This is a genomic window from Enterobacter cloacae complex sp. CARB60 (assembly GCF_036487345.1).
Lineage (GTDB): Bacteria > Pseudomonadota > Gammaproteobacteria > Enterobacterales > Enterobacteriaceae > Enterobacter > Enterobacter asburiae_D.
The window spans coordinates 3,009,502-3,026,461 of the sequence record NZ_JAZKLC010000002.1; the positions used below are offsets into that span (position 1 = coordinate 3,009,502).

At 55.5% G+C, this 16,960-nt stretch carries 17 protein-coding genes and 2 tRNA genes; 10 read left to right on the forward strand and 9 right to left on the reverse strand.

Translation table 11 applies throughout. The features are described from left to right. Positions 1-45: 45 nt before the first annotated feature. Genes V4835_RS15480 through V4835_RS15495 form a run of 4 tightly spaced genes read right to left on the reverse strand, consistent with a single transcriptional unit; the run spans position 46 to position 4,987 of the window. Positions 46-645: a DJ-1/PfpI family protein gene (locus V4835_RS15480; RefSeq protein WP_331412718.1), complete on the reverse strand. Its 600-nt coding sequence runs from the start codon at positions 643-645 to the stop codon at positions 46-48. A 22-nt stretch (positions 646-667) separates the two neighbouring features. Continuing rightward, positions 668-1,858 carry a glycoside hydrolase family 88 protein gene (locus V4835_RS15485; protein WP_331412720.1) on the reverse strand — a complete coding sequence of 397 codons (1,191 nt, stop codon included), beginning with the start codon at positions 1,856-1,858 and terminating at the stop codon, positions 668-670. A 13-nt stretch (positions 1,859-1,871) separates the two neighbouring features. After that, positions 1,872-3,152, reverse strand: coding sequence for an oligosaccharide MFS transporter (locus tag V4835_RS15490; protein ID WP_213821768.1), 1,281 nt, complete (start codon positions 3,150-3,152; stop codon positions 1,872-1,874). After that, the gene (locus V4835_RS15495; protein WP_331412721.1) at positions 3,149-4,987 is read right to left on the reverse strand and encodes a DUF2264 domain-containing protein; all 1,839 of its coding nucleotides are present in this window, start codon (positions 4,985-4,987) and stop codon (positions 3,149-3,151) included. Before V4835_RS15495 ends, V4835_RS15490 begins: the two co-directional genes overlap by 4 nt. 228 nt (positions 4,988-5,215) lie before the next feature. Here V4835_RS15495 and V4835_RS15500 point away from each other — a divergent pair, with 228 nt between their 5' ends. After that, complete coding sequence (locus V4835_RS15500) at positions 5,216-6,073, forward strand: AraC family transcriptional regulator (RefSeq protein ID WP_331412723.1); 858 nt, start codon at positions 5,216-5,218, stop codon at positions 6,071-6,073. 113 nt (positions 6,074-6,186) lie between these two features. On the opposite strand, the gene V4835_RS15505 is transcribed toward V4835_RS15500, so the two are convergent. Continuing rightward, a tRNA-Ser gene (locus V4835_RS15505) sits at positions 6,187-6,274 on the reverse strand. A 279-nt stretch (positions 6,275-6,553) separates the two neighbouring features. On the opposite strand from V4835_RS15505, the gene V4835_RS15510 reads away from it, so the two are divergent. The 8 genes from V4835_RS15510 (at position 6,554) to V4835_RS15545 (ending at position 12,796) form a co-directional block, all read left to right on the forward strand. Further along, entirely contained in the window at positions 6,554-7,690 is a 1,137-nt protein-coding gene (locus tag V4835_RS15510; RefSeq protein ID WP_331412725.1) for a D-alanyl-lipoteichoic acid biosynthesis protein DltD, read from the forward strand. Then, positions 7,687-7,809 (forward strand): hypothetical protein, encoded by a 123-nt coding sequence (locus V4835_RS15515; RefSeq protein ID WP_023335174.1) that lies wholly within the window; start codon positions 7,687-7,689, stop codon positions 7,807-7,809. The genes V4835_RS15510 and V4835_RS15515 overlap by 4 nt, the downstream gene beginning before the upstream one ends. A 9-nt stretch (positions 7,810-7,818) precedes the next feature. Next, positions 7,819-8,937 (forward strand): MBOAT family O-acyltransferase, encoded by a 1,119-nt coding sequence (locus V4835_RS15520; RefSeq protein WP_063143961.1) that lies wholly within the window; start codon positions 7,819-7,821, stop codon positions 8,935-8,937. Further along, positions 8,934-10,367: an AMP-binding protein gene (locus tag V4835_RS15525; protein WP_331412728.1), complete on the forward strand. Its 1,434-nt coding sequence runs from the start codon at positions 8,934-8,936 to the stop codon at positions 10,365-10,367. Before V4835_RS15520 ends, V4835_RS15525 begins: the two co-directional genes overlap by 4 nt. Positions 10,368-10,384: 17 nt before the next feature. Then, on the forward strand, positions 10,385-10,603 hold the full coding sequence (locus tag V4835_RS15530) for an acyl carrier protein (RefSeq protein ID WP_331412730.1): 219 nt from the start codon (positions 10,385-10,387) through the stop codon (positions 10,601-10,603). Between the two features lie 158 nt (positions 10,604-10,761). Further along, positions 10,762-10,989, forward strand: coding sequence for a hypothetical protein (locus tag V4835_RS15535; RefSeq protein ID WP_331412732.1), 228 nt, complete (start codon positions 10,762-10,764; stop codon positions 10,987-10,989). Next, the gene (locus tag V4835_RS15540) at positions 10,964-11,779 is read left to right on the forward strand and encodes a sensor domain-containing diguanylate cyclase (RefSeq protein WP_331412734.1); all 816 of its coding nucleotides are present in this window, start codon (positions 10,964-10,966) and stop codon (positions 11,777-11,779) included. Before V4835_RS15535 ends, V4835_RS15540 begins: the two co-directional genes overlap by 26 nt. Before the next feature lie 180 nt (positions 11,780-11,959). Beyond that, positions 11,960-12,796 carry an alpha/beta fold hydrolase gene (locus V4835_RS15545; RefSeq protein ID WP_331412736.1) on the forward strand — a complete coding sequence of 279 codons (837 nt, stop codon included), beginning with the start codon at positions 11,960-11,962 and terminating at the stop codon, positions 12,794-12,796. A gap of 97 nt (positions 12,797-12,893) precedes the next feature. Here V4835_RS15545 and V4835_RS15550 read toward each other — a convergent pair whose 3' ends face one another. The 4 genes from V4835_RS15550 to V4835_RS15565 form a co-directional block, all read right to left on the reverse strand. Then, a complete protein-coding gene (locus V4835_RS15550) occupies positions 12,894-13,601 on the reverse strand; it encodes an SAM-dependent methyltransferase (protein WP_063143965.1) in 708 nt (235 codons plus the stop codon). Positions 13,602-13,610: 9 nt separating this feature from the next. Then, on the reverse strand, positions 13,611-13,868 hold the full coding sequence (locus tag V4835_RS15555) for a YjhX family toxin (RefSeq protein ID WP_063143966.1): 258 nt from the start codon (positions 13,866-13,868) through the stop codon (positions 13,611-13,613). A 290-nt stretch (positions 13,869-14,158) separates the two neighbouring features. Beyond that, positions 14,159-14,246 (reverse strand) — tRNA-Ser (locus tag V4835_RS15560). A 130-nt stretch (positions 14,247-14,376) separates the two neighbouring features. Beyond that, positions 14,377-16,005 (reverse strand): ABC transporter substrate-binding protein, encoded by a 1,629-nt coding sequence (locus V4835_RS15565; RefSeq protein WP_331412737.1) that lies wholly within the window; start codon positions 16,003-16,005, stop codon positions 14,377-14,379. Positions 16,006-16,274: 269 nt separating this feature from the next. Here V4835_RS15565 and yccA point away from each other — a divergent pair, with 269 nt between their 5' ends. After that, the gene (yccA, locus tag V4835_RS15570; protein WP_023335168.1) at positions 16,275-16,934 is read left to right on the forward strand and encodes an FtsH protease modulator YccA; all 660 of its coding nucleotides are present in this window, start codon (positions 16,275-16,277) and stop codon (positions 16,932-16,934) included. Positions 16,935-16,960 lie beyond the last annotated feature (26 nt).

Sequence of the window (16,960 nt, forward strand, 5' to 3'; positions counted from 1 at the left end):
CTATTCATTGTAGGCCCGTGCAAGCGTAGCGCCGCCGGGCGAAACTCACAAAACGCACTTTGCCAGCCCGTAAACGGGCTCGCTATCCTGCCACGCGTACTCAATATGGCTGGCCTGCTCTTGCGCCAGTGCCCCATCGCCCTGCAATCGCGCCGCCAGGGTAAAGGCGAAATCAAACGCGTTGCCCAGCCCGCGGCCGCTTAGCAGATTGCCGTCTTCCACCACGTCGGCATTGACGTAAATGCCATCGCTGACCGTTTTCCACAACTCGCCGGAACAGACATAGCGGCGCCCTTTGAGCAGTCCGTTGCCGCCCAGCACGCGGGCGGCGGCGGAGCAGATCGGGCAGATATATTTGCCCGCTTCATCATGGCGGCGAACGAAGGCAATCACCTCCGCGCTTTTCGCCAGGTTGACGCTGCCTTCCGGGCCGCCCGGCAGCACCACGGCGTCAAAGGTCCGATCGAGGCTGGCCTTCAGGGTGCTATCCGCCACCATTGGGATGGCGTGATAGCTCACCACTTCGCGACTCTCGCCGCAGGCAATCGTCTGCACCGTAATATTCAGGCGGCGCAGGATATCGATAGTGACAATCGCTTCCCCCTCTTCAAAACCGGGGGCTAATAGCACGGCTACGCTTTTCATCTTGCTCTCCATTGCTTAAGGGTTACCAGTACGGATGCCAAATCTGTCGCAGCCGCGCGAGCAGCTCAAGATAGAAATAGTCACCCCAGCTACAGCACTGATCGACGCCTTTACCGCTGCCCATATGATAAACCGAGTGCTGCAGCAGCCCTTCGGTCGGATCGTCGTCATGAGCAAGGTAGTTATCGGTCAGCGACTGCGCAATACGCAGCGCCATCTCTTCATAATACGCGCGGTGTGCGTCGAGCGTCGGCAGCGCCTTGACCAGCTCCAGCAGGCCACAGGCGGCTATCGCCGCCGCAGAACTGTCGCGCACGGCGTCGGTACCGAGCAGGGCCAGATCCCAGTGGCAAACGTCATCTTCCGGCAGACGGTTGAGGAAGTAATGCGCCAGGCTGCGCGACAGCTCAACCATCTGCTTATCGCCGGTGTGCTGATAGCTGAGCAGAAAGCCGTAAATACCCCACGCCTGGCCGCGCGACCAGCACGAGGTATCGCTGTAGCCCTGATGGGTATTGCCAAAGCGCGGCTCGCCCGTCTGCACATCCATATACCAGGTGTGGTACGTCGAGGCATCTTCACGCACGATATAGTTCGCGGCCTGTCCTGCGTGAGCCGTCGCCGCCTGCTCATAGCGCGGATCCCCGGTCTGTTCGCTGGCCCAGTACAGCAGCGGCAGGTTCATATTGCAGTCGATGATCATTCGCCCCTGCTGCTCCGGGTCGTTTAAATCACCCCACGCCTGAATAATGTTGGCCGTCGGATTAAAACGCTCCATCAGGCGCTCGGCTGCCAGCAGCGCCGACTGGCGAGCGGCTTCGTTGCCGGTGAGCCGCCAGGCGCTGATGCAGGAGAGCGAATAGAGAAACCCGAGATCGTGCGTTGCGGTGTCGATACGCTGCTCAATACGCCGGGCGAACGACGGTAAATAGCGCTCGGCGGCTTCGCGATAATGCGCTTTGCCGGTCATCTCCCACGCCAGCCACAGCTGGCCAGGCCAAAAGCTGGTGGTCCACTCCACGTTATCGGTGCGCGGCCAGACGCCCTTCTCACAGGCTTCGCCGGGGAACTTATCGCCAAAGGCGACAATATTTTTGTCGAGCTTGCGCGTTACGCGGGTTAAGGCCGCTTCCAGCTTCTGGCTCAGCGCCAGGCGATCGACCTGATGCAGTTCGATCGGCCGCAGCGCTTCGGTGATAACAGATTTGGTCATAACAACTCCTGAATTAATGTTTAGCCGGTTCGACCGGGGCGGTATCTAAAGCCGGAGCAAAGGGTCGTGAAACATCGCGATTCGACTGGCAGCGCGACAGCGTAAAGGCGGAAATCAGCGTAAATATCAGGGCGCAGCAGCCCATCAGCAGATAGGTATGCTCAAAGCCTATCCTGTCGTACAGGTAGCCGGCGGGCGGGGCGACCACAATCGAGCCAACGTAAATCATCGCCTGGTAGCCCAGCAGGTACATCGTGGCGTTAACCCGACGATGGAAATGTTCGGCGATGTATTTGAAAACCGAAATCAGCAGCAGCGCGATCTCGACGCCATAAAACGGTTTGATGATGGAGATAACAATCGGGTCGCTGGTCAGTCCGGAGGCGATCAGCCGTGCGCCTACCACGCAGCCGCAGAACAGCAGGCCGCGCTTAGCGCCGTAGTGGTTCACCAGCCACGGGATAAACATCATCATCACGAACTCCATCCCCGACTGGACGGTGCTCAGGTAGCCGTACCAGGCATTCCCCTGCTCTTTGGTGGCGAAGAACGACACGAAGTAGCGCGGGAACTGCTGCTCGGCGATAAACATCATCCACGCCACCCCGGCAACATAGAGGCTGAACATCCAGAATTTGCGGTTTTTCAGCAGCATCAGCACGTCGGCAAAAACGATCTTATTGGCGGAGATGACGCTGTTGTTGCGCAGCTGCTCGTCACCGATTTTGAGGCTGACCAGCACCAGCAGCATCAGTACCGAGGTACCGCTGCTGAGCAGAAAGTTGGCCAGCGGCGTGAAGTTAAACAACAGCCCGGAGACCGAAGCCGCCATCGCCCAGCCCAGCGAACCCCACATTCTGATGCGGCCAAACTCCAGCCCGTACAGGCGGCTAAAGCGGTCGGCGTATGATTCAGACGCCGCCACGCCGGCGTACCAGCCCAGGCTCAGATACAGCGCGCCGATGATAATCCCCGCCATCGCATGGCTTTGCAGCAGCGGCTGATACACCAGCGCGAAGAACGGCGCCATCAGCGCAGAAATGGCGCAGACAAAATAGAGCAGCCACTTGCTCATGCCGATTTTGTCCATGATGTAGCCGTACACCGGCTTCAGGACCACCGCGAAGACGCCGTTGATGGCGAACACGCTGCCGATGGTGATGCTATCGAGGCCCACTTTCTGGCTCAGCCACAGGGCGTACAGGCCAAAGCTGGAAGACCAGGTGAAGAAGTAGAGAAAAATAAAGGTACTCATTTTGTACTGTGCGGCGCGTACGGACGATGATGTGCTCATAGCGATGCCTCCGGGGCCAGAACGAGCGTCGTTTCCTGTCGTGCCGTCACGAAGCGTACCGCGTCATCGCTAATGATGGCCTGTGGGCAGCGTTGCGGATCGAAGTCGGCGGCATTTCCCGCCCACACCGCGCTTATCAACACATGCTTGCCGGGGTCGAGTTCACCGCGCAGCAGCGGCACCGCCGCGCGCTCGGCGAACAACAGATTACTGTTTGGCGGCGTCACCACCGTCTCGCCGCGCCGGGCTTGCGGGTGTAAACAGAAAATGGCTGATACATCCCGGGCAGTGCGTAACCAGCAGGCGCGGTCGCTCTCGTGTACGTGCGGCTGCGGGCGGTTTGCCAGGCTAAAGCCACCCTCCGCGCAATCCAGCGCGCGCCGGGTATTGATACGATGGACGCGCAGCTGCCAGTCGGCCAGCGCCAGCAGCCAGCTCTCAATTACCACATCGCGCCACGGCAGCCAGAGGCTGTAAATGGTGCCGTCTGCGGTGATCACGCGCTGGCATTCGCGGCGGCCACGCCAGTAGTTATCCTTTTCGGCCAGCAGCAGCATCGAATCGGGCGCGGCATGATTCAGGCCGTAGCGCCCGCGTTCGATGGTGAAGCCAAAGCGGGTGGAATAGGCGAATTTGCAGTATTTCGCTTCGGTATTGACGAAGTTGTTCAGCTCCAGCTGGCCGGAAGTCAGCATCCACAGGTGATCGGCCTGATGCACCACCACCTGATCCGCGTGGGCTATCGTGTGCCGGGCGGGCAGCGGCGGCAGCGGCAGCTCAGTCGCCTGCCAGAAGGCGTCGCCCTCCTCTAGTGCCAGCACCAGCAGGGTCTTCAGGCCCCAGTACGGCGAACCCGGCGCGTTGTAGTCTTCCGCCATCGCCAGATTCGGGTAGCTGTAGCCGACGCTGAGTACGCCGTCGCGGTCGAACATCGGCTGCTTCAGCCACCAGCGCAGATGGCGCAGAACGATGCCCTTAATAACGCCGGGTGAGAAGACCTCCAGCCCGGCGAAGGCCGCCGCACTCCAGAACGCCGCCTCGGCAAAGCGGTAGGTCAGGCTGCGGCCAAACGGGATCGCCGCGCCGTCTTCGGCGAAGAAATGGATGAAGTCAGAGGAGAAACGCGCCGCGCGGTGACGCAGCGTTGCACAACGCTTTGGATCGACCTCGACCATAAGCTTCGCGTAAATCAGGCCATAGAAATGAAAGCCCATCGAGATGTAATAGTCGCGCGGCCGCCCCGGACCATCAGAGTACCAGCCGTCGCCGAGATAGTAGTGCTCCATGGCAGCAAAATGATTTTCCAGCACCTGCGGGTTGGTCGGCATGCCGCAATGATGGAAGCCGACCTGCACCAGAATCGGAAAGAAGTGCCAGTTGTTATCGGGGATCTCCTGGGTTTCGCACTGCTTTAGCCAGCGCCATAAATTCGCTTTCTCCGTCTCGGTGAAGTGCGCCAGTACGGTATCGCCCGCCAGCGCCAGCAGCAGCCCGTAGGCCGCCATCTCGACGATTCGCTGATCGTATGGTTCGACGTCGCCCCAGTAATCGGCATGCTGCGGATTGGTGCCGTTTTTTATCGCCTGTAAATAGAAAGAGAAGCGTTGCGGCTCGCTGCCGCCGGCCAGCAGCGGCGTGACGCCCCACAGCAGGCGGGAAAAGGTTTCCATGCTTGCGACCTGCTGGCCGTAGTGAGCGGTAAAGTTCGCTAAATCAATGCGGCTGGCGTCGTTTTTAAACCAGGGCGCCACCGCGTTTAGCATGTCGTTGACCAGCCGTTGCACCTCTTCCCGGCTTGTCAGTGGATTATCCAGATGAATATTTTCAGGTTGCACAGGGTCCTCCCGCATTACACGAGGGTAGAGATAAGTTATTGTTATTAGGCTTTTTAAAGCCATGAGTGCGACGTCTGGATGAAGAGTAACTGCTTTTATTCCTGGCGCTGAGTGAGCAGACTCACAAAATTGAACCGCCATTTCATTTTTTCTGGATTTTGTCGGTCGCGAGGGGGATAAATTACAAATGATGGCCTAAAAATTTAAATCTGTTGTCCTGGAGGTAAAATGGGTGAAACGCAGCTGCTGGAACGCATCACGCTCGATCGGCAGGCCATTTCTTTTAACCGCCTGTACGCCACCAGCGCGATTTACTACCACTGGCATCAGTGCGTGGAATTGCTCTACATTTCCAGCGGCTACGGCATCGTGGTGGTGGATAATCAGCACTACACCGCCCGTCCGGGGCGATTATTTATCTTCCCGCCCTTCCGTTTGCACAAGGTGCAGGTCGATCATAGCGATAAGAACCCCTATCACCGCACCACGATGCACATTGAGCAAGCGGTCGTCGAAAGCGCGCTTAGCGCCTTCCCGCGCCATCAGGCCCGGTTCGCCGCGCTGGCCGCCAGCAATCTGCCGGCGCAAATTTACGATCTCAGCGAGCACGCGGCGTTTATTGAGAGGATCCTTGAGCAGTTTCAGCGCCAGGAGGGCAACGAGCAGACCGAGGCCTGTGAGGTGGCATTTCTGATGATGCAGCTCATGACATTTCTACCCGAGCAGCCGCAGCCCTACCCGCCGCGCCAGCAGACCGTCGCCTCGCGGATTATGAGCTGGGTCGAAGCCCACTATGCCAGCAAGTTTTCGCTCGACCAGCTAGCCCACGACCTGGGGCTTTCGCGCAGCTATACCTCACGCATTTTCCGCCAGCAGACCGGCGGTAGCATCCATGAATATTTGCTGACCCGGCGGATAAAAAGCAGCTGCGATCTCTTGCGGTACAGTGATGAGAGTATTGACGCCATTGCGCTGGCCGTCGGGTTTAGCGAGGTGACCTATTTCATTACCTGCTTTAAAAAGATGATGCGTCAGACGCCGCTGCAGTATCGACGCAGTATCCTCAGCCCCAGAAGGCCCTGTTAACGGGGTTTTGATAACGGGCCCAAAGCTGAAAAGGTTTACTGTAGCCCGAGCCTGGCCGGGGGTTTTCTGCGCATAAAAAAACCCAAGTCGCATAACGACCTGGGTTTCGAATTTGGCGGAAGCGTAGAGATTCGAACTCTAGAACCCTTTCGGGTCGCCGGTTTTCAAGACCGGTGCCTTCAACCGCTCGGCCACGCTTCCAAAGTGAGGCGCACTATAAACATCTATTAGCGCCTTGTAAAGCAGGAATTTTTCTATTTTTAGCCGGCGGCGTTTGACTGCGCAAAAAGTCACCCGGTTGCTTCTCCGGCCCCCGTTTCTGCTCTCTTGTACATACCGTAACACAGCAACGCTCATCCTTTTAAATCGCTCTGGTATAGAATGCCAAAAAAAATAAACGGCCATTTGTTGTGTAATTGTTATAAATCTGAGTACCCACAGATTGTAGAAATTACTGCCATGCAGTCTTACTGGTTGATGATGAAAATCAAAAATACGCTTTGCTTACATATCCTGATGGCGACCCTGGCCATATTGTTCCTCTGTGTTCATCCGTTAGTGACGAGCTTCAACCCGCCGCTCACCTTCCAGCCGCTGATTAAATCAATGGCGGGCACGCCTAAAGAGCAAGCGGAAAAAATTGCGACGATTTCCCATGCTTTAGAAGGGAATGCTATTTTCTTCATTGGCGCATCTGAAGTTGCCACTTCAGAAGATGAACATTACGCGGTATATAATTACTTTAATAATCAATTGCACAAACCCGTCGTGGCGTATGGCGATGCGTTTGTCGATGACGAAACGCAATTTTTACTCTTCTCACGTTTTAAAAATAGCCTTAACGCAAACAGTAAAGTTGTTTTGCTTCTGGCACCTGACAGCTTTTACTCAAAAGGACTGCCACCGGCTATCTATGCCGATAATTTCCCCGGTTCTATTTTTAATCCGCTGATGAAGGATCCTCAGGCGCGCCCGCTGCTGGTTAATTACTTAAAACATATTGATGCAAAAGAAATAAGCCATTTAATCTTTGGCCAAATGCGCGTGTTTGGCTGGCACCCCGATCTGATGTGGGACGAGCTGAGCTTCCAGTTCGCGAACGTCTGCACCCTGATAAAAAACGACTGGCTGGCGCTGCTCAACGTCACGCCCCAGACGGTTCAGCCCTGGCCGCAGCAGCCAACTACCCACATCGCCCCAGACTGGGATAAAGAGCTGGCGAACGCGCGCGAGTTAAATAAAAAACGCCAGCAGAGCGCGGCCACGCTGTGGATGGACAAAACGATTTACGAAGAGGACGGTAAGCCGCAGCAGTGGGATGACACGCCGGTCGTGCCTGCGCAAATCGCCGCGCTCAGTAAAACCGTCCAGCTGCTGAAAGAACGTCACGTGCAGGTGATTGCTATCGTCGACCCTGTTAACCCCTGGGCGCTTTACAATACCGATACCTTCCGCCCGGTTGATAAGCAAATTAAAACCATTCTGGAAAAGAACCAGATCCCTTATTTAGATATGTACGCCATGCCTTATCAGAATGGCTGGAACTGGGATCGTTTGCACCCTTCCGAACTGGCCTGGGTTCCTATGATTCGCTTTATTGCACAGAGTTTTAAATGATGAAAATCGCGATCCGTCTTTTTTTCCTTTATCTCCTGCTGGCGATCACTATCGTCGCGTGGACCTCTGTCGATGACAGCATGAGTATGCAGCTGCATTTTGAATATCAAAAGTTCTGAGGCCGAATGATGTACAGCTCAGGAATGTTTTTTGTTTATTTGTTTTCCTCCGCCCTGGCGTTTGCGCTGGTCAATCGCGTATTACGCCATCGCCTGACCGGGTTATCCGCGCTGTCGGTACTGACGGCACTGGGCTGGGGATATATATTTCAGGGGGATTATTTTGTCCCCGCCGCCGTTTTTTTCAGTTTTTATGTTTTCGCCACGTTAAAAGCGAAGGGATGGTTAAAAACGTGGCAGGCGGTCATTCTGACATTATTGCCGTTGTTGCTGGTGAAATTGCACTTAAATAACCACTGGGGGATGATCGGCCTCTCTTTCATGACGTTCCGCGCGGTGGACGTATTGCTCTATCGCAGCAAAAAAGAAGGTCAGAATTTCCTGCACTATTTCTGCTATCTGTTTATGCCCTTTATTATCCTGGCCGGCCCCATGTACCGCTGGCGGACATGGATGAGCGACGTCAGCAAGCCAGTATTTGCCCTTAACCGCGAGCAGTTTTTAGTGGCGTTAGAGCAGATCGTTACCGGTATTATCCAGAAGTTCCTGTTTGCCATGCTTGTCGATACGTTCGTTGTGCAGCCGTGGAGCCATAAGCCGTTTACGCTGACCGTCGGCGTGGTGATGTCGATTGCCTATAGCGCCTACCTGTACTTTGATTTTGCGGGTTACAGCAATATGGCCATCGGCGCAGGCCGCCTGTTTGGGCTCAACATTCCGGCAAACTTCAATATGCCGCTTCTGGCAAAGAACCCGCAGGATTTCTGGCGCCGCTTCCACATCAGCCTGTCTGAATGGCTGCGCGATGTGGTCTTTATGCCCGTTTACATGAACCTGATGAAGTTCAACTTTTTCCGTCAGAACAAAACGCTGGCGCAAAATATCGGTATTTTTTGCACCCTGTTCTGCATGGGGGCATGGAATGGCCTGGAGCGCCATTACGTCATCAGCGGCGCGCTGTTTGGCGCGATTTCCGTCACGCATAACATGCTGCTGTGGTCAGCCAAACGCAGCCCGGCATTGCACCGCGGCTTGCAGTATCCGGCCGTTGCGTTTTTAGGGCGAATTCTGACGCTGGGAAGCGCCGCGGGATCCCTTTACATCTTTAGTGGAATGTCACCTCTATGAAAAATCACTCCGATCTTCAGGAACTGCAGGATTTCTTGCGTGCGGCATTGTGCGATCCCGCCTCTCCGCAGCAGCTGGCCATCAGCGGCAGCGACGAAGCCTTAAGCTGGCTACAGCTTTCTGCTGCCGTGACGGACTGGGCACAGCGCTATCAGCGTTGCCAGCCTGTTGCCGGTACGCCGGTCGTACTGTACGGACACCAGCAGGCCGAGTTCGCCGTGGCGATTTATAGCTGTCTGCTGCACAACATTCCCTACATCCCGGTGGACTGCATCTACCCGCAGGAGCGCCTGCGGGAGATCTGCCATCTGGCCAATGCCCCTTACTATTACGACGTCGCGACCCGGCAGTTTATCGCCACCGGTGAACCGGGCAAGGTGCTGGAGGAGCAGGATCTGGCCTACATCATGTTTACCTCGGGCAGCACCGGTAAACCTAAAGGCGTGCAGATTGGGCGCGAAAGCGTATGGCACTTCATGAAATGGGTCAGCCAGGAGTTTTCACTGCCGGAAAAACCGGTCCTGATGAACCATGCGGTGTTCAGTTTTGACCTCTCCCTGATCCCTTTGCTGGCGAATCTGGCGATGGGCGGACATATCGTGCTGAACGCCAAAGAGGATATTCAGAAAGAGAACTGGCTGGAGCGACTGAAAAACAACGCGGTCTCCGCCTGGGTTTCCACCCCCTCTTTTGCCTACCAGCAGCTGCTTTCCCCGCAGTTCAACAGCGAGTATTTGCCTGCGCTGAGCGTCTTTATCTTCATTGGTGAAGTGTTAAATAAGGCGCTGGTTAAACAGCTCCGCCGCCGTTTCCCGCAGGCCAAAATCATCAACTCCTATGGGCCAACGGAAGCGACCATCGCGACGACCGTGGTTGAAATTACGGATGAGATCCTGAACAGCGACAGCGCCGTGCTGCCGGTGGGGGTCATGATGCCTGAGAGCAAAATGGAAATTTCTGCCGACGGCGAGCTGATTATCTGGGGTAAAAACGTCATGCGCGGCTACCTCGGCCTGCCGCAGGAGAACGCGGAAAAATTACTCCGCCGGGAAAATGAAGCGTTTCGCGGCTACCGGACCGGCGATCTGGGCTATAAAGCGGGGCTTATCTATTGCCAGGGCCGCAACGATAGCCAGGTCAAACTGAATGGCTATCGTATTGAAATCAATGAGATTGAAAACCGCCTGCTGGCCATGTCCGGCATCAACGAAGCGGTGGTTCTGCCGCTGATGAAATCCTGCGGCAGCGTGCTGCGCATTGCCGCGTTCTGCGTGACGGAGTTGGCGCCGGATACCATCAAAACGTCGCTGTCGAAGGTGGTTCCGCACTACATGGTGCCTTCACAAATTATCGTAAAAGACGCTTTGCCGCTGAATCCTAACGGCAAAATTGACCGCAAGCTGCTGGACGCTTACGCCCGCACCAATTAATGACTCCAGGAAAAATTATGGAACAAGAAATTCTCGCCCTGTTCGAAAAAGTGTTATCCCGTAAGGTGGGCTTTCACGATGAGCTGATTGAATCCGACATTCTCGACTCCATCCTGGCCGTCGATATGGTGCTGGAAGTGCAGGACGTTTACGGCTGTATGATCCCGCCAACTGACGTGGCGACGGTGCTGAAAACCCCGGCTGACCTGGCCCAATATATTGAAGAAAACCGCTAACCCGGAAGGCTCTGGAGGCATGCTCCAGAGCCTGTTTTATTGCTGCTGTCCAAATTACCTGCAAGCCCCCTACCGCTGTCCAGCCACACTCCCGATACAAAAAGCGATCTAAAGCGCCATAATTGATACGTACTTAACCCTTTTGTCAGGAATTCAGTATGCCGCCACGTACCGCCAGCGATCTCTATTCAGAAATGAAAAATATGTCCGTTGAAGAGCGGATCCGCTTCTTCTCCCTTTCGCTGGCGGAAATGCACAACGAGCTGCAGGAGAGCATCAGCCAGATAGAGTCGATGAAGCAGGCGCTTGAAGAGAGTGAAGAGTACCATCGTCAGCTGGTTGAAACCAGCGCAGGATGCGGTGATTACCATCGATCATGCCGGTAACGTTGTGAACTGGAACCAGGCGGCAGAGCGAATGTTCGGCTGGTCAGCGGAAGAAGCGATAGGCAACAGCCTTGGCAAGATGATCGTACCGGAAGCGTTTCGCGAGCAGCACGCGCGCGGCCTGATGCGCTTTAAGGCCGGGCAACCGTCGAATATTCTCAACCGCACTATCGAGATCGCTGCGCTGCATCGCACCAAAGGCGAGTTCCCTATTGAGCTCTCGATATGGCCGCATCAGCAAGCGGGTAAGCAAATATTTTCGGCATTTATTCGCGATATTACCGACCGCAAACAGCGTGAACATATCGCCTGGCTGCACGCTAACTTTGATGCCCTGACGGGGTTACCGAACCGGAGATTATTGGTTAACCGTCTGGAGCTGGCGATCGCCCACGATAAGGAAGTGGCGCTGCTGTTTATCGACCTCGACCGGTTTAAACCGGTGAACGATCTCCATGGTCATGCCGTCGGCGACGAGCTGCTGCGGCTGGTGGCATTCCGTCTGCAAAGCGTACTGCGCGAAGGTGACACCGTGGCCCGCCTCGGCGGCGATGAGTTTGTCGCCCTGCTCCCCCATTTAACGACCGACGATCCCTTACCCCCACAAACGGCGGAAAAGGTCAGCGCCGCGCTGGCACAGTCTTTTTTGATTAACGAGCAGGTGATTACCATCTCCGGCAGTATTGGCATTGCCCGCTTTCCTCATGACGCGGGTGATGCCGATACGTTGCTTAATAGCGCAGACAAGGCGATGTATACCCGCAAGCGGGTAACGCCGGGAGAACGATGATCGGGTTGGCGCTGTGAATACCTTTAACAGCAATGAAACCAACCGCTTTTACTATTTCTCCTACACTTTAGGAGTACTGTCGGTACGGGAAACAGAAAAAAGCCAACTTAATTAAGGTATTACTGATTCGCTGTGCGCTCAGCCTGCGATCGTTTTGCCTTTAACAGAGGAGTCTGCGGTATGGCATTCGTAATAACGAAAGACGGCGTCAATATTTACTACAAAGACTGGGGCCCAAAAGAGGCTCAGCCCATTGTCTTCCACCACGGCTGGCCTTTGAGTGCCGATGACTGGGATAACCAGATGCTCTTCTTCCTCGCGGAAGGCTATCGCGTTATCGCTATCGATCGTCGTGGTCATGGGCGTTCAGACCAGGTGAGCGAAGGCCACGACATGGATCATTATGCGTCCGACGCGTCGGCCGTGGTTGAAAGCCTGGATCTGCGCAATGCCGTGCACGTCGGTCACTCCACCGGCGGCGGTCAGGTCGCCCGCTATGTTGCCCGGTATGGACAACCACAGGGTCGCGTCGCCAAAGCGGTGCTCGTCAGCGCCGTGCCGCCGCTGATGGTCAAAACGGACGCTAACCCTGGCGGTACGCCCATCGAGGTTTTCGACGGCTTCCGCAAAGCGCTGGCGGCTAACCGCGCCCAGTTTTACCTCGACGTCGCCAGCGGCCCGTTCTACGGTTTTAATCGCGATGGCGCAGAGGTTTCTCAGGGTACGATCGAGAACTGGTGGCGTCAGGGGATGATCGGGAGCGCTAAGGCCCACTATGAGGGGATTAAGGCGTTTTCAGAGACCGACCAGACGGAAGATTTGAAAACCATCACGGTTCCCGTTCTGGTGTTGCAGGGTGATGACGATCAGGTTGTGCCGTATAAGAATGCGGCCCTGCTGCAGGACAAGCTGCTGGCGAACAGCGTACTGAAAATTTATCCGGGCTTCCCGCACGGGATGCACACCACCCATGCGGACACCATCAACGCGGACATTCTGGCCTTTATCCGCTCATAACGCCGCGTTTCTTGCCGGGTGGCGCTGCGCTTACCCGGCCTACATTTGCACAATTCAATGCATGAACGCCACCCGAGGGTGGCGTTGTTTATTGCCCTTAGCGCTTCTGCGCAACCAGTTGGATCATGTTGAAATATGCCCCGGCGCCCGCATCCATAATGGGCACCATCATCTCCTGGGCGATCTCGCATTGCATAAACTCATCCCACGCCTGCTGGCAGGTGTCCATCTCCCGCACGGTGGTCAGCGCCGCACCGGGCTCTTTTTCCCACAGCGCTTTCCACCAGGAGAGCGGATAGAAATACCACTCTGGGGTCCAGAAAGGCTTAACCACCTCCGGAAGATGCGTTTCGCTGTACTCCCCGATAAACCCGGGAACGGCAACCGCAATATGTCCTCCGGGTTTCAGGAAAGGTAGCAGCGTGCCCAGCATGGCGTCATTGTTGCCAAAGTATTGATACGCATCCACGCTCACGATCAGGTCGAAGTAATCATGCGCGAACGGGATCGCTTTCGTGGCATCAACCCGCAGCGGAAAGATTTTTCCGTCCAGACCCCGTTCGCTGAAACGCGCTGCGTTTTCGCTCGGCGTAATCCACAGATCGGCGGCAAAAACCGTGGCGTCATATTTTTCGGCGAGCAGGATAGAAGAGATCCCTTTCCCGCAGCCGAGATCGAGTATGCGCATTCCGGGATCAATCTGCAGTTGAGCAACCAGCTCCTCGGTAAGCCGCATGGCGTTTGGGCCCATCATGGTGTCGAGCAAAAAAGCGCGGTCATAGCTATCTGTGTAAGGTGTATTCATCACTGCTCCTTAGCGATTATCCAGCTGGGCGCGAACGTTGTTCAGCCCGGTGGTGTTGATGCGGTAAGCCTGCCCGTTCACGGATCGGATCAGCTTTTTAGTACGGAGTTTTTTAAAGACGTTAAGCGTGCAGTCGCTCAGCAGCAGCCCTTCACGGGTGTAGCACTCAACGGACGTGACGCGGCCAGAACTGTCGCGGACGTGCACAATTCGTCCACCTTTGGCGAGAACGTGTAAGGTACGTTGTTCCTGACGGGATAAATTCATACTGGAAAACCTGTGTAATCATCATGCGTAAAAACGAGCCCACACCCGCAGGTGCGTGCGTAAGGTTTAAGCGCAGCGATAACCAGTCCGTCCTGAAAAGGGCGGGAAACTGATTATCTGATGAAAACATTCTCCAGCATCAAAGCCTCGGTAAGAGATGAAAAGATATTTACGGGGTGAATGATAACGCCTGGTTTTTACAGGGGAATAGCGGGAGGTTAAAAGTGTGAGGCGGATCGGTCATTCCAAAAGAAAAACCCCAGGTTAACGAGTAACCTGGGGTTTATGTTTGGCGGAAGCGTAGAGATTCGAACTCTAGAACCCTTTCGGGTCGCCGGTTTTCAAGACCGGTGCCTTCAACCGCTCGGCCACGCTTCCTAAGTGAGGCGAACTATAAACACCTCACCGCGTGCTGTAAAGAGTGGCTGCACTCGTTCGCTGTAAAAATAGTCAAAACGTGTTTAATCGGTTGAACTGACGACACATCGACGATTTTATCAGCACAGGCTTAGTGCTTTTTGATGTACATGTCTTTCGTGAAATAGTACCCCAGCTTATCCGGCGTAAATCCACCCACCCACGGTTTCACCAGGTGCGTGCGGACGTAGTGATAAACCGGAATGGCCGGCACATCACGACCCAGCAGATCTTCCGCCTGCTGGTAGTACTTACCCCGCTCCTCGGCTGTTTTGGCTTTTGCGGCATTCACCAGCGCGCCATCGTAGTCCGGATTGCTGTACTGGCTGGTGTTTTCGCTGTCGCCCGTGCGGAAGTTGTTCAGGAAGGTCGCCGCATCGTCGTAATCGGCAATCCACGCGTAGCGCACCGCGTCAAAGTTGTGGGTGTGCATAGTATCCAGCATGGTTTTCCACTCCTGGTTTTGCAGCTTTGCCTCCACGCCAAGGTTTTTCTTCCACATGGAGCTGGCCGCAATCGCGATGCGCTGGTGCGATTCAGAGGTGTTATAGAGCAGGTTGAAGCTCAGAGGATGGCTGGCGTTATACCCGGCCTCGTTCAGCAGCTTTTTCGCCTCAGCGATGCGCTTGTCCAGCGGCCAGCTGGCGTAATCCGGGTTCTGTAGCTTAACGCCGCCGATATCCGGCTGGCTGATGAGCCACGCCGGGCGCTGCCCCTGCCCTAATACTTTTCCGGCAATGATGTCTTTATCCAGCGCCATGTTGAGCGCCTTACGCACGCGCGCGTCGTTGAACGGCGGCCGGGTGGTATTGAACTCGTAGTAATAGGTCGCAAGCTGAGGTGAAACGTCCAGCTGGCTGCCCAGGGTTTTCTTGAGCTGGGCAAACTGGTTAATCGGCACCGTGTACACAATATCAATTTCGCCCGCTTTATAGCGGTTCACATCCGAGGCCTCGGACGTGATGGGCAGGTAGGTGACCTTGTTAATCACGGTGTGCGCGTTATCCCAGTAGCGCGGGTTACGCTCCGCCACGATGCGTTCGTTGACCACCCACTGCGACAGCTTGTACGCCCCGCTGCTGACGAAATGCTCCGGCTTGGTCCACTTTTCGCCGAAACGGCCAATCAGCACTTTATCCACCGGCACCAGCGACGGGTGCGCCAGCATCGCGAGGAAGGCCGCGTTTGGCTGCGTGAGCGTCACTTCCAGCGTGGTGTCGTTAATTGCTTTGACGCCCAGCGTATCGGGCGCTTTTTTCCCCTGGGCGATATCGGCCGCGTTGGCGATATGCATGTTGCCCGGATAGCTCGCATAAGGCGAAGCCGTTTTCGGGTCGATCAGGCGCTGCCAGCTCCAGACCACATCCTCTGCGGTAATCGCCGTGCCGTCGCTCCAGGTGATGCCCGGACGCAAATGGAACGTCCAGACGGTGTTATCCTTGTTCTCCCATTTTTCCGCCAGGCGGGGCTGGACTTCTCCTGTCGGAGAGACGCTGACCAGCCCTTCGAATAAATCACTGATAATATTGAATTCGACGTCGCTTTCGACTTTATGCGGGTCGAGCGAAGCCGGTTCACTGCCATTATTCCTGACCAGTTCCTGCTTATCGGCCAGCGCGGTTCCTGCCGGCACGTTAGCCGCCCAGGCTGCCGTGCTGGCGCACAGGATCCCTGCGGTTAACAAAGAGAGCGTAAAGTTCGTGCGTGTTTGTGGTTTCATTTCCTTCGCCTTATTGTCTGTTTTATGACGATCCGGAAATAACTCTTAGCGCTCGAATGGTAATAACGCAATATTTTTCAGTAACCTATAAGAGCTTGATCTGGTAAATTGTCGCAAACCGCTGTTCATACTGGTGAAACGCGCTTCTGCAGAAGAAATAACCACCTCCAGCGCTAACGTGCTGAGTAAAGATGGGTAAAACCACTTTGAGACTGGCGTGCCGTTTCCTATTCTTTCCGCTAATTACATCTGTCATAAGAGAGTGACTCATGGATCGTATAATTACTTCTTCACGCGATCGCACATCGCTACTCAGTACCCACAAGGTGCTGCGCAATACCTATTTCATGCTCAGCCTGACGCTGGCGTTCTCAGCGATCACCGCCACCGCCAGCACCGTGCTGATGCTGCCGTCTCCGGGGCTGATCCTGACGCTGGTGGGTATGTATGGTCTGATGTTCCTGACCTACAAAACCGCTGACAAACCGGTCGGTATTCTTTCCGCGTTTGCCTTCACCGGCTTCCTGGGCTACATCCTGGGGCCGATGCTGAATGCGTATCTGTCTGCCGGAATGGGCGATCTTATCGGCATGGCGCTGGGCGGTACCGCGCTGGTGTTCTTCTGCTGCTCGGCCTACGTGCTGACCACCCGTAAGGACATGTCCTTCCTCGGCGGTATGCTGATGGCGGGCGTTGTAGTGGTGCTGGTGGGTATGGTGGCAAACATCTTCCTGCAGCTGCCTGCCCTGCATCTGGCGATCAGCGCCGTGTTTATTCTGATTTCTTCAGGCGCGATCCTGTTTGAAACCAGCAACATCATTCGCGGCGGTGAGACGAACTATATCCGCGCCACCGTGAGCCTGTACGTGTCGCTGTACAACATCTTCGTCAGCCTGCTGAGCATCCTGGGCTTCGCCAGCCGCGATTAAGCAGACCTGCTGAAACAAAAAGGAGA

Coding starts and splice junctions, on each gene's coding strand:
- V4835_RS15565 (WP_331412737.1), bottom strand. CDS start 16,005: ATGAAACCACAAACACGCACGAACTTTACGCTCTCTTTGTTAACCGCA.
- V4835_RS15555 (WP_063143966.1), bottom strand. CDS start 13,868: ATGAATTTATCCCGTCAGGAACAACGTACCTTACACGTTCTCGCCAAA.
- V4835_RS15485 (WP_331412720.1), bottom strand. CDS start 1,858: ATGACCAAATCTGTTATCACCGAAGCGCTGCGGCCGATCGAACTGCAT.
- V4835_RS15515 (WP_023335174.1), top strand. CDS start 7,687: ATGATGAAAATCGCGATCCGTCTTTTTTTCCTTTATCTCCTGCTGGCG.
- V4835_RS15520 (WP_063143961.1), top strand. CDS start 7,819: ATGTACAGCTCAGGAATGTTTTTTGTTTATTTGTTTTCCTCCGCCCTG.
- V4835_RS15500 (WP_331412723.1), top strand. CDS start 5,216: ATGGGTGAAACGCAGCTGCTGGAACGCATCACGCTCGATCGGCAGGCC.
- V4835_RS15535 (WP_331412732.1), top strand. CDS start 10,762: ATGCCGCCACGTACCGCCAGCGATCTCTATTCAGAAATGAAAAATATG.
- V4835_RS15480 (WP_331412718.1), bottom strand. CDS start 645: ATGAAAAGCGTAGCCGTGCTATTAGCCCCCGGTTTTGAAGAGGGGGAA.
- yccA (WP_023335168.1), top strand. CDS start 16,275: ATGGATCGTATAATTACTTCTTCACGCGATCGCACATCGCTACTCAGT.
- V4835_RS15550 (WP_063143965.1), bottom strand. CDS start 13,601: ATGAATACACCTTACACAGATAGCTATGACCGCGCTTTTTTGCTCGAC.
- V4835_RS15510 (WP_331412725.1), top strand. CDS start 6,554: ATGAAAATCAAAAATACGCTTTGCTTACATATCCTGATGGCGACCCTG.
- V4835_RS15525 (WP_331412728.1), top strand. CDS start 8,934: ATGAAAAATCACTCCGATCTTCAGGAACTGCAGGATTTCTTGCGTGCG.
- V4835_RS15490 (WP_213821768.1), bottom strand. CDS start 3,152: ATGAGCACATCATCGTCCGTACGCGCCGCACAGTACAAAATGAGTACC.
- V4835_RS15545 (WP_331412736.1), top strand. CDS start 11,960: ATGGCATTCGTAATAACGAAAGACGGCGTCAATATTTACTACAAAGAC.
- V4835_RS15530 (WP_331412730.1), top strand. CDS start 10,385: ATGGAACAAGAAATTCTCGCCCTGTTCGAAAAAGTGTTATCCCGTAAG.